At 66.5% G+C, this 11489-nt stretch carries 12 protein-coding genes; 8 read left to right on the top strand and 4 right to left on the bottom strand.

All coding sequences use genetic code 11. From position 1 onward, the window contains the following. Positions 1–10 precede the first annotated feature (10 nt). Positions 11–1228: an acyltransferase family protein gene (locus tag ACW173_RS21630; RefSeq protein ID WP_492082086.1), complete on the top strand. Its 1218-nt coding sequence runs from the start codon at positions 11–13 to the stop codon at positions 1226–1228. Here the strand turns inward: ACW173_RS21630 and phhA are convergent. Beyond that, entirely contained in the window at positions 1183–2067 is an 885-nt protein-coding gene (phhA, locus tag ACW173_RS21625; RefSeq protein ID WP_492082085.1) for a phenylalanine 4-monooxygenase, read from the bottom strand. The two genes, ACW173_RS21630 and phhA, sit on opposite strands and share 46 nt — an antisense overlap. Before the next feature lie 81 nt (positions 2068–2148). Further along, positions 2149–2478, bottom strand: coding sequence for a heat shock protein HspQ (hspQ, locus tag ACW173_RS21620; protein ID WP_291873144.1), 330 nt, complete (start codon positions 2476–2478; stop codon positions 2149–2151). A gap of 160 nt (positions 2479–2638) precedes the next feature. Here hspQ and ACW173_RS21615 point away from each other — a divergent pair, with 160 nt between their 5' ends. Then, positions 2639–3751: a Ppx/GppA phosphatase family protein gene (locus tag ACW173_RS21615; protein WP_492082084.1), complete on the top strand. Its 1113-nt coding sequence runs from the start codon at positions 2639–2641 to the stop codon at positions 3749–3751. Beyond that, on the top strand, positions 3748–4464 hold the full coding sequence (locus tag ACW173_RS21610) for an RlmE family RNA methyltransferase (protein WP_492082083.1): 717 nt from the start codon (positions 3748–3750) through the stop codon (positions 4462–4464). Before ACW173_RS21615 ends, ACW173_RS21610 begins: the two co-directional genes overlap by 4 nt. Here ACW173_RS21610 and ACW173_RS21605 read toward each other — a convergent pair. Together ACW173_RS21605 and ACW173_RS21600 are read right to left on the bottom strand one after the other, a co-directional pair. Continuing rightward, the gene (locus tag ACW173_RS21605; RefSeq protein WP_492082082.1) at positions 4461–4748 is read right to left on the bottom strand and encodes a type II toxin-antitoxin system RelE/ParE family toxin; all 288 of its coding nucleotides are present in this window, start codon (positions 4746–4748) and stop codon (positions 4461–4463) included. The two genes, ACW173_RS21610 and ACW173_RS21605, sit on opposite strands and share 4 nt — an antisense overlap. Beyond that, positions 4745–5020, bottom strand: a complete 276-nt coding sequence (locus ACW173_RS21600) for a type II toxin-antitoxin system ParD family antitoxin (protein WP_492082081.1) — start codon at positions 5018–5020, stop codon at positions 4745–4747. The genes ACW173_RS21605 and ACW173_RS21600 overlap by 4 nt, the downstream gene beginning before the upstream one ends. Before the next feature lie 160 nt (positions 5021–5180). On the opposite strand from ACW173_RS21600, the gene guaB reads away from it, so the two are divergent. The 5 genes from guaB to ACW173_RS21575 all read left to right on the top strand — a co-directional run bounded on the left by guaB (position 5181) and on the right by ACW173_RS21575 (position 11487). After that, on the top strand, positions 5181–6644 hold the full coding sequence (guaB, locus tag ACW173_RS21595) for an IMP dehydrogenase (protein WP_492082080.1): 1464 nt from the start codon (positions 5181–5183) through the stop codon (positions 6642–6644). A 3-nt stretch (positions 6645–6647) separates the two neighbouring features. Then, positions 6648–7043 (top strand): MAPEG family protein, encoded by a 396-nt coding sequence (locus ACW173_RS21590; RefSeq protein WP_492082079.1) that lies wholly within the window; start codon positions 6648–6650, stop codon positions 7041–7043. Then, the gene (locus ACW173_RS21585; protein ID WP_492082078.1) at positions 7043–8320 is read left to right on the top strand and encodes an RsmB/NOP family class I SAM-dependent RNA methyltransferase; all 1278 of its coding nucleotides are present in this window, start codon (positions 7043–7045) and stop codon (positions 8318–8320) included. Before ACW173_RS21590 ends, ACW173_RS21585 begins: the two co-directional genes overlap by 1 nt. 34 nt (positions 8321–8354) lie before the next feature. Beyond that, positions 8355–9914: a glutamine-hydrolyzing GMP synthase gene (gene guaA / locus ACW173_RS21580; protein ID WP_492082077.1), complete on the top strand. Its 1560-nt coding sequence runs from the start codon at positions 8355–8357 to the stop codon at positions 9912–9914. A 316-nt stretch (positions 9915–10230) separates the two neighbouring features. Beyond that, positions 10231–11487, top strand: a complete 1257-nt coding sequence (locus ACW173_RS21575; RefSeq protein WP_492082076.1) for a tyrosine-type recombinase/integrase — start codon at positions 10231–10233, stop codon at positions 11485–11487. Positions 11488–11489: the final 2 nt, after the last annotated feature.

Genomic DNA, 11489 nt, shown 5'->3' with positions numbered 1-11489 from the left:
ACGCCCCTTCATGACCACGACCGCCTTACCCCTCGACCGGCGCCACGACCTCGACTGGATTCGGGTCGGCGCATTCTTCCTGCTGATCCTGTACCACACCGGCATGTTCTATGTGCCTTGGGAGTGGCACGTGAAGACCCCGCATCCCGTCGATGGCTTGATGCCGTTCATGTTGATGACCAACCCCTGGCGACTGACCTTGCTGTTCCTGGTCTCGGGCGCCGCGACGCGGTTCATGGCCGACAAGACGCCGGTCGGGAAACTGACCTGGGCTCGGATCGCGCGGCTGTTGCCGCCGCTGCTGTTCGCCATGTTCGTGATCGTGCCGCCGCAGTCCTACTACCAGGTGGTCGAGTACATCGCCCTGCATCCCAACAGCGGTCTGTCGGTCGACAACTTCTGGGTCCGCTACGCCACCGCCCAGGGCCATTGGTGCGGGACCGACGGCGAGTGCCTGACCACCCCGACCTGGAACCACATGTGGTTCGTGGCCTATCTGCTATTCTACACCCTGGTCTTGGCCGTCATGCTGCTGGCCTGGAAGAAGGCCGGCGCGCACATCCAGAAGGCCGCCGAGTGGACGCTGAAGGGCGTTGGCCTCTTCGCCTGGCCGATCCTGTTCCTGGGCATGCTGCGCGCGACGCTTTACGCCAAGTACGGCGAGACCCACGCCCTGGTCGGTGACCACTATGTCCACGCGGTCTCGTTCAGCGCCTTCCTGCTGGGCTTTGGCCTGGCCAAGTCCGAGGCGCTGCGTGATCGGCTGATCGCCGTGCGATGGCCGGCGCTGGCCCTGGCCGTCGCCGCTTGGGCGGGCTGGAGCGTCTATGTCTGGACCTATCGCGCCGACGACGCCGTCCCGCCGCCGCAGCTGAAGCTGATGATGCGCTTCATTTTCGCGACGGACACCTGGTGCGCCATCGTCGCCATTCTGGGCTTCGGGGCCAAGCACCTGACCAACAAGGGAGGGCCGGCGCTGCGCTACCTGACCCTGGGCGTCTTCCCGTTCTATCTGGTGCACCAGACCCTGATCGTGGTCATGGCCTATCACCTTGCCAAGCTGGGCCTGCCCCAAGGCCTGGAAGGCGCGATCCTGGTCGTGGCGACCTTCGCCGGCTGTTTCGCCACCTATGAGATCGTGCGGCGCATCCCCGGCGTGCGGATTCTGTTCGGCCTGAAGGGTCAGCCCGCCGAGGCGGTCGCCAAACGCCCGCCAGCCTTCGCATAGGCTTGGGTCCCGTGCGTGACGACGGTGTCGCCGGGAACGATCTCGGCGACACCGATGTTGCTGGCACCGGCCAGGCGCTCGTACAGGGCGGCGAAGTCGCGCAGCGTGACCTCCTGCAGGGTCTGGATCGAGTCGATCACGAAATAGACCTGCTGGAAGTCGTCGATCCGGTAGTCGGTGCGCATCACCCGCTCGAGGTCGAAGCCGATGCGATTGGGCGAGGGATCGTCCAGGGCGAAGATCGATTCCGTGCGCGAAGAGACGATGCCGGCCCCATAGATGCGCAGGCCGGCCGGCGTGTTCATCAGGCCGAACTCCACCGTGTACCAGTAGAGGCGGGCCAGGTTCTTCAGCCGGCCCAGACCCAGGGCCCGCTGTCCGCCCTGGCCATAGGCTTGCATGTAGTCGGCGAAGGTCGGGTCGGTCAGCATCGGCACGTGGCCGAAGACATCGTGGAAGATGTCCGGCTCCTGCAGGTAGTCCAGCTCATGCGGCTTGCGGATGAACTGGCCGGCCGGGAAGCGGCGGTTGGCCAGGTGGTCGAAGAACACGTCGTCGGGCACCAGGCCCGGCACGGCGACCACGCTCCAGCCGGTCAGGCGCTGGAGTTCCTCATTGATGCGATGGAAGTCGGGGATGCCCGTGCGGTGCAGGTCCAGCGCATCCAGGCCGCGCAGGAACTCGTCGCAGGCGCGGCCGTGCAGCATCCGCGCCTGGCGCTCGTACAGGGTGATCCAGACGTCGTGCTCGGCCTGGGAGTAGCTCTCCCAACCCTGATCGATCGTCCAGTCGGGTCGGGCGCCTGGGGGCGGCCCGTTGCTAAAACCATCTCCGCTCATGCGATGACGCTACGCCCCGAATTTCGCAATTGCTGTTCGCAGTTTGCGCCAAAAGGGCAGGCCGGCGGATAGACGTTTCGTCTAGTGAGAAATCCGGGGACGAAGCTTGTACAGCCCGTGATCGAAGGACTCGAAGATCACCGCCGTCTGCGGATGGCCGACCGGCTCGCCGCTGTCGTCGGGCAGCAGGTTCTGTTCGGAGACGTAGGCGACGTAGCTGTTGTCGTCGTTCTCGGCCAGCAGGTGGTAGAACGGCTGGTCCTTGGTCGGCCGGATGTCCTCGGGGATGGACTGCCACCATTCCTCGGTATTGGCGAACACCGGGTCGACGTCGAACACCACGCCCCGGAATGGGAAGATGCGGTGCCGGACGACCTGGCCGATCGCGAATTTGGCGAGTCGAGAGTTCATGGCGTTAAGGATAGCAGGCCCACCTGACTGAATCCTGAACGGTGAGACCTCCGAACCCGGAAGACAAGGCGGCGCCTTCCGGCGCGCGAACGGCGTGCTATGGTCGACTCGAAGTGAGGCGTCGCAACCGTTCGCGGCGCCTGCGAGACAGGTAGAGACCATGTCGGAGGCGCCGCGCGCGCCCGGCGCCGCTCCGCAAGGCCGGCGCCGGCGGTCTCAGGACGAGTCGGTCGCGTGCTACGCGGCGCTGGACCTGGGGACCAACAACTGCCGCCTTCTGGTGGCCACGCCCACGCCGCGCGGCTTCCGCGTCGTCGAGGCCTATTCCCGCATCGTGCGCCTGGGCGAGGGTCTGTCGCAGACCGGCGAGCTGTCGGACGCGGCCATGGAACGCTCGCTGGCGGCCTTGAAGGTCTGCGCCGAGAAGATCCGCCGCCGCAAGGCGATCCGCGTGAAGGCCGTGGCGACCCAGGCCTGCCGGGGCGCGACCAACGGTCCCGACTTCGTGCGCCGCGTGCATGAGGAGACCGGCCTCAAGCTCCAGATCATCAGTCCACGAGAAGAAGCCCAGCTGTCGGTCGCCGGCTGCATGAGCCTATTCGACCGCGAGCAGGACGCGGCCCTGGTGGTCGACGTCGGCGGCGGCTCGACCGAGCTGTCGTGGGTGGACCTGAACGGCGGGGGCCTCGACGCCAAGCCGCGCCAGTTCGCGGCCTGGAAGCTGCCGATAAAGGCCTGGCTGTCGATCCCCGTCGGTGTCGTCACCCTGGCCGAGCGTTTCCCCGAGGGCGAGCGCGCCGACGCGGGCTGGTTCCGGGCCATGGTCGAGGACGTCAAGGCGCGGATAGAGACCTTTCCGCACGCCGAACCCATGCGCGAGATCTTCGCCGAGGGCAGGGCGCATCTGGTCGGCACCTCCGGCGCCATCACCAGCTTGGCCGGCCTGCATCTGGGCCTGCCGCGCTATGACCGCAACGTCGTGGACGGTCTCTGGATGAACCGCACCGATTGCGAAGCCGCGTCCGAACGCTTGCAAGGTCTGACCGCCGCCGAGCGTGCCCTGGAGCCGTGCATTGGCGCCGACCGCGCGGATCTGGTCTTGGCCGGCGCGGCGATCCTGCAGGCCGTGCAGGAGCTGTGGCCATGTTCGCGCGTGCGTGTCGCCGACCGAGGGCTTAGAGAGGGGCTCCTGATGTCCCTGATGTCCGACCAGCAGAAGCGCCCGCGTCGGCGCCGTCGCGGCGGCTCATCCAAGAAACCGGTAGCCGCATGAGCGATGAAGAACCGCCCCGCAAGCGTATGGTCAAGCCGCCGGCCGGGGGCAACGAAGGCGGCCGCGCCAAGCCGGCTCGCCTGAAGACCGCCTACGGCCGCACGCCCAGCCAGCAGGCCTGGCTGGAGCGGCAGATCAACGACCCGTTCTCGGCCAAGGCCCGCGCCCTTGGCTATCGTAGTCGCGCGGCCTTCAAGATCAGCGAGATCGACGACAAGTTCCGCTTCTTCCACAAGGGGGCGAAGGTCATCGACCTGGGCTGCGCGCCAGGTGGCTGGCTGCAGATCGCCGTCGAGCGCGGCGTGACCCAACTGGCCGGGATCGACTTGTTGCCCGTGGATCCGGTCGCCCCGGCTCACCTGCTCGAGATGGACTTCACCGCCGAAGACGCGCCGGCCCAGCTCCTGGAGCTGCTGGATGGCCAGCCGGATGTCGTGCTGTCGGACATGGCCCCCAACACCGTCGGTCACCGCGAGACCGACCACCTGCGCATCGTGGGCCTGATCGAGATCGCCGCCGAGTTCGCCATTGACGTCCTCAAGCCCGGCGGCGCCTTCGTCGCCAAGGCCTTCCAGGGCGGCGAGACGGCCGAGGTCATCGCCCGGCTCAAGAAGCACTTCGAAAAGGTTCAGCACTACAAGCCCAAGGCCAGCCGAGCGGACAGCTCCGAGGTGTTCCTGGTCGCGACCGGGTTCAAAGGGCGGCGGGACTAGAGCAGGTTGGTGATGTCTCGCGCGCCGTCCAGGATGCGCACGACTGAGATGTGGCTCGCTTCCGCCCGATACAGGACAAGATAGCGGCTGTACGGCGCACGCCTTACGCCTTTGTCCTCGCGGCCTTCCGCGAACTGGTAGGCGTAGGGCTGCTTGGCGAGCATTGCGCATGCGACGCGCAGGCCCACCGCGATCTTTTGTGCCGCTAGCGGGCGATCCTTCGAGATCCAAGCGGCGATCGCGCGCAGATCGCGCCGAGCCCGCTCGGAGAAGATCACCTTCATTCCTCGGCGAAGCCGGCGGGGCGAGCCAACAGCAGGTCCAGGTCGGCTTCGACCTCGGCGAACGCGTCTTCCATCGAGACCGTCCGCCCAGCTTCGATATCGGCCAAGCCCTCATCGATTGCGGCATGGAATGCCGTCAGTTTGGTCTCGCGATCCTGCAACAGCCGCACGCCCTGGCGGAGCACGTCGATCCTCGATCCGTATCGACCCGTCTCGGTCAGCGCGTCGATAGCGGCTTCCAGCTCCGGATCCAGATCAACGCTGATCGCCATGGATGTTCTCCTTTTGATCCAATATCCGCCATCGGCCTTGGATCGGCAAGCCGGTCTCGCCGGATATCGCCCTTGAAAAATTCATCTCCATTTCGCACCCGCGGCGGGTCGACAACCGCCCCCCTCACGGCTATATCCGCGCCGCAAAATGGAGACTCCGATGGAGATTCGCGAAGGGCTTACCTTCGACGACGTTTTGCTCGAACCCGGCCCGTCCGACGTCATGCCCACTCAGGTGACGACCGAGACCCGGTTCACGCGTGAAATCAGTCTGAACATTCCGCTCGTGTCCGCCGCCATGGACACGGTGACCGAAAGCCGCCTGGCCATTGCGATGGCCCAAGCCGGCGGCCTGGGCATCCTGCACCGCAACCTCACCAACGAGGAGCAGGCCGACCAGGTTCGCGAGGTCAAGCGCTACGAAAGCGGCATGGTCATCAATCCGCTGACCATCCATCCCGACACCACCCTGGCCGAGATCCGCGAGATCACGGCCCGCCGCAAGATCTCCGGCTTCCCGGTGGTCGAGCGCGGCAGCGGCAAGCTGGTCGGCATCGTCACCAACCGCGACATGCGCTTCGAGGGCGACGCCAACGTCCCGGCCTCGGCGATCATGACCCGCGAGAACCTGATCACCGTCGGCGAGGGCGTCGACCAGGTCGAAGCCCGCGAGCTGCTGCGCAAGCACAAGATCGAACGCCTGATCGTGGTCGACGAGGGCTATCACGCCGTCGGCCTGATCACGGTGAAGGATATAGAGAAGGCCCAGGCTCACCCCCTGGCCGCCAAGGACGACAAGGGGCGCCTGCTGGTCGGCGCGGCCTCGACCGTCGGCGACGCCGGCTTCGAGCGCTCGATGGGTCTAGTGGACGCCGGTGTCGACGTCGTCGTCATCGACACCGCCCACGGCCACTCCAGCCAGGTCGCTCAAGCGGTCAGCCGCCTGAAGCGCGAAGCCAACCGCGTCCAGATCGTGGCCGGCAACATCGCCACCTACGACGCCGCTCGGGCTCTGATCGACGCCGGCGCCGACGCGGTGAAGGTGGGCATCGGCCCGGGCTCGATCTGCACCACCCGCATCGTCGCGGGCGTGGGCGTGCCGCAGCTGACCGCGATCATGGAAGCCGTGCGCGCCGGCCGTGAGAGCAACACCCCGATCATCGCCGACGGCGGCATCAAGTACTCGGGCGACCTGGCCAAGGCCATCGCGGCCGGGGCCTCGACCGCCATGATGGGCTCGATGTTCGCGGGCACCGAAGAGGCTCCGGGCGAGGTGTTCCTGTACCAGGGCCGCTCGTACAAGAGCTATCGCGGCATGGGCTCGGTGGGCGCCATGGCCCGCGGCTCGGCCGACCGCTACTTCCAGAAGGAAGTGACGGACAATTTCAAGCTCGTGCCGGAAGGCATCGAGGGCCAGACCCCGTTCAAGGGCCCGATCTCGCCGGTGCTGCACCAGCTGGTCGGCGGCCTGCGGGCGGCCATGGGCTATGTCGGCGCGCCGACGATTCCCGAGCTGCAGAAGCGCGCCAAGTTCGTGCGCATCACCGGCGCCGGCCTGCGTGAAAGCCACGTCCACGACGTGATGATCACGCGCGAAGCCCCGAACTATCCGAGCGCGGTCTAGGCGATGAGGATGGCCTTCGAGCTGCAGATGGTGGCGGTGGCGATCCTGATCGGGATCGTCCACCTCTTGTGGGCGGCCGCGGCCGCCCAGCCTCAGCGCGGCTTGAAGTGGAATACGGGCCCCCGCGACGAGCCGGTCGTGCTGACCGGCGTCGCGGGGCGCCTGGAACGCGCCTTCGCCAACTTCCGCGAGACGTTTCCGTTCTTCGCGGCGCTGGTGGTGATCGACTATCTCGGCGGTCGCCTGGGCGAGCTCACCTCCCTGGGCGCGCTGATCTATGTGGCGGCGCGCGCCGCCTATATCCCGCTCTATGCCTTCGGCGTGCCCTATGTGCGCAGCTTGACCTGGGTCGCCTCGATGGTCGGGATCTTGATGTTGCTCGCGGCCCTGGTGGTCTGATGCGCGACGGCGGACGGGTTTCAGCAGCGATCGAGGTTCTGACCGAGATCGAGGCGCGGCATTTTCCGGTGAAGATGGCCTTGAAGCGCTGGGGCGAGACCGCGCGCTACGCCGGGTCGAAGGATCGGGCCTTCGTCTCGGGCCTGGTGCTGGACGCTCTGCGCCGCAAGCGCTCGCTGGGCTGGATGATGGGCGATACGAGCGCGCGCGGCGTCGTGCTGGGCGTGTTGGCCTTCACCTGGAAGTGGACGGCGGAACGCATCGCCGAGGCGGCCTCGGAAGAGCATGGCTTCGGCGCCCTGACCGACGCCGAGCGCGAGCGCCTGGCCGATCCTGTCTCGTTGGACACGGCTCCGGCCCCAGTCGTCGGCGACTACCCCGACTGGCTGGAAGAGCGCCTGGTCCGGGCTTTCGGCGCTGACCAGGCCGTCGAGATGCGGGGGCTGTCCGAGCGCGCTCCGGTCGACCTGCGGGTCAACACCCTGAAGACCGACGCCGAGCGCGCCGCCAAGGCCCTGGCGCCAATCCACGCCGCGCCGGCCGGGATCCTGCCCAACGCCTTCCGCATCCCGCCGCCGGCCGCCGCCGATCGCACGCCGTCGGTCGAGGCCGTGCCGGCCTTCTCCAAGGGCTGGTTCGAGGTCCAGGACCTGGGCTCACAGATCGCCGCCGCCGTGGCTGGCGAGGTCAAGGGCAAGCAGGTGCTGGACTTCTGCGCGGGCGGGGGCGGCAAGACGCTCGCCCTGGCCGCCGCCATGGGCAACACCGGCCAGATCTTCGCCCACGACAGCGACGCCCGGCGCCTGGCTGACTGCATCCGGCGCGGCCAGAGGGCAGGGGTCCGCAACCTGCAGATCCGCTCGCCGATCGAGGCCACGCCGCTGAAGGGCCTGGAAGGCAAGATCGACGTGGTCTTCGTCGACGCCCCCTGCACCGGCGCCGGCACCTGGCGCCGCCATCCCGATGCGAAATGGCGTCTGTCGCCCGACCAACTGGCCAAGCGCCAGATCGAACAGGACTCGGTGCTGGAGGACGCCTCGACCTTCGTGAAGGTCGGCGGCCGCATGGTCTATGTCACCTGCTCGCTGCTAGTCGACGAGAACGAGGACCGCGTCGCCGGTTTCCTCGAGCGCCACCCCGAATTCACCGTGAAGCCGATCGCCCTGGAGGGCGTCGAGCACGTCACGCCCGAAGGCTATCTGCGCCTGACCCCGCATCGCGCTGGAACGGACGGCTTCTTCGCCGCCGTGCTTGAGCGCTCCTCGTACACGCCCTGATCCGATTGACCGCTAGACCGCTGGAGACTTGCCGATGACCACAGAAACCCACCACCAGCGCGTCCTGATCGTCGACTTCGGCAGCCAGGTGACCCAGCTGATCGCGCGCCGGGTCCGCGAGGCCGGCGTCTATTGCGAGATCCATCCGTTCGACAAGGCCGAAGACCTGGTCGACACTTACAAGCCCACGGCCATCATCCTGTCGGGCGGCCCGGCCAGCGTGCTGGAGGACGACAGCCCCCGCATCGGCCGCAAGCTGTTCGACCTGGGCCTGCCGATGCTGGCCGTCTGCTACGGCCAGCAGCTGCTGTGCGATGTAATGGGCGGCAAGGTCGAGGGCGGTCACGCCGGCGAATTCGGCCGCGCCGAGCTGACCATCGGCAAGCAGAGTCCGCTGTTCCAGGGCCTGGCCGGCGTCGGCGAACTGGAAACCGTCTGGATGAGCCACGGCGACCGCGTCACCGCCATCCCGGACGGCTTTGAGGTTATCGCCACCTCGACCGGCGCGCCGTTCGCGGCCATCGCCAATGACGAGAAGAAGATCTACGCCGTCCAGTTCCACCCCGAGGTGGTCCACACGGTCAATGGCAGCAAGATCTACAAGAACTTCCTGGCCCTGGCCGGCCTGAAGGGCGACTGGACCATGGCCGCCTTCCGCCAGGAGATGGTCCAGAAGATCCGCGACCAGGTCGGGACCGGCAAGGTGATCTGCGGCCTGTCGGGCGGCGTCGACAGCTCGGTGGCCGCCGTCCTGATCCACGAAGCGATCGGCGACCAACTGACCTGCGTGTTCGTCGATACCGGTCTGCTGCGCAAGAACGAGGCCGACCAGGTCGTCACCCTGTTCCGCGACCACTACAACATCCCGCTGGTCCATGTGGACGCTGGCGAGATGTTCCTGGGCGAACTGGCCGGCGTCTCCGACCCCGAGACCAAGCGCAAGACCATCGGCCGCCTGTTCATCGAGGTCTTCGACAAGGAAGCGGCCAAGATCGACGGCGCGCAGTTCCTGGCCCAGGGCACGCTGTATCCCGACGTCGTCGAGAGCGTCTCGGCCCGTGGCGGCCCGTCGGCGGTGATCAAGAGCCACCACAATGTCGGCGGCCTGCCGGACTACATGAAGCTGAAGCTGGTCGAGCCGCTGCGCGAACTTTTCAAGGATGAGGTCCGCGCCCTGGGCGTCGAGCTGGGCCTGGCCCCGGCCTTCGTCGGCCGCCACCCGTTCCCTGGCCCGGGCCTGGCCATCCGCATCCCCGGCGAGATCACGCCCGAGAAGGTCAAGGTCCTGCAGGACGCCGACGCCATCTACCTGGAAGAGATCCGTAACGCCGGCCTCTACGATCAGATCTGGCAGGCCTTCGCCGTGTTGCTGCCCGTGAAGACGGTTGGCGTCATGGGCGACGCCCGCACCTATGAGAACGTCCTGGCCCTGCGCGCGGTCACCTCGACCGACGGCATGACCGCCGATTTCTTCGAATTCCCCTGGCCGATCCTGGGCAAGACGGCCACGCGCATCATCAATGAAGTGCGCGGCGTCAACCGGGTCGTCTACGACGTGACCAGCAAGCCGCCCGGCACGATCGAGTGGGAATGATTCAGGGCCTTTCGGGGCCCTTCGCGGTCCATCTCGGATATCGGTTAAATCATTGAAATAATAAGTGTTCTGGATCTCCAACGATCGGCGACGATCGAGGGGAGCCAGTTCAAATTTCGTGCGATTGACGGTACGCTCGCGACCTTGCTCGCGAGGGCGAGCGGCTGATACCGTCAGGCAAGTCAGGCCTGACGGTATTTTTTCTCACATCAAGCCCCTGAATTTCCTCAGAAAAGGCGCACCCGACATGCCGTTTTTGGCGTGACGGTATTTTGCGGCTTTTTCTTCGGTTTTCGGGGCAAGAAGGAGGCCGTTCATGCTCACCGATGCCGCACTCAAGTTCCTGAAACCAAAGAAGAAACCGTACAAGGTCGCGGACCGTGACGGTATTTACGTCGTGGTCTCTCCCGCCGGCTCGATCACCTTCCGGCTCGACTACCGGATCAACAACCGCCGGGAGACTCTGACGCTAGGTCGCTACGGGCGCGATGGCGTCAGTCTGCTCAAGGCCCGCGAGCTTGGGATGGAAGCTCGGCGCAGGGTGAGGGAAGGGGTCTCGCCGGCCATCGAAAAGCAGCGTGACAAGGCGCGCATCAAGGCGGCCAAGACCTTCGCCGATTTCGGGCGCAAGTGGATCGAGGAAGGCCGTATGGCCGACAGCACCCGCGCCATGCGCCGCGCTATCTACGAGCGCGACGTCGAGCCGGCCTTCAAGAACCGGATGCTGACCGAGATCGAACCGGGCGATGTTCGCGCGCTCTGCCAGTTGGTGAAGGATCGCGGGGCGCCCGCGACCGCCATCCACATTCGCGATCAGATCAACCTGATCTTCGCCTTCGCGCGCCTGCACGGCGAGAAGGTGGAGAACCCCGCCAAGGACGTCAGCCCGTCGTCGATCTGGTCTTTCACGCCGCGCGAGCGGGCGCTGTCGGCCAAGGAAATCCGGCTGCTCTATCCGCTCCTTGAGCAGGTCCCGACCTTGCCGACGATCCGGCTTGGCATGAAGCTCATCCTGCTGACCCTGGTGCGCAAGAGCGAGCTGCAGGACGCGACCTGGGACGAGGTCGACTTCGTCAACGCGATCTGGAGCATTCCCGCAGCCCGGATGAAGGCAAGTCGGGCCCACAACATCTACCTGTCGACCCAGGCCCTCGACATCATGATCGCGCTGAAGACCTGCGCGGGGAATTCGCCCTATCTGCTGCCCTCGCGCTACGAGGCCGACCAGCCGATGTCGAGGGCGACGTTCAACCGCGTGACGATGTCGATCGCCGAGCGGGCCAAGGAGCAGGGGCTCCCGCTCGCGCCGTTCACGGTCCACGACCTACGGCGGACCGGATCGACTCTGCTGAACGAGATCGGGTTCGAAAGCGACTGGATCGAGAAGTGTCTGGCCCACGTCGATCGCCGGACCTCTCGCCGGGTCTACAACGTCGCCGAATACGCCCAGCAGCGGCGCCACATGCTTCAGGAGTGGGCGGATATGATTGACGCCTGGGTGCGGGGCGAGCGGCATGTGCCGACCTTGAAACCGGCTGACATCCACGGGGTTACGCTGGATCCACGGGCCTGAAC

The organism is Caulobacter sp. ALps2 (assembly GCF_058681635.1).
The sequence above is the reverse complement of the archived record's forward strand: the minus strand, read 5'-3'. Positions and strand labels throughout refer to the sequence as shown.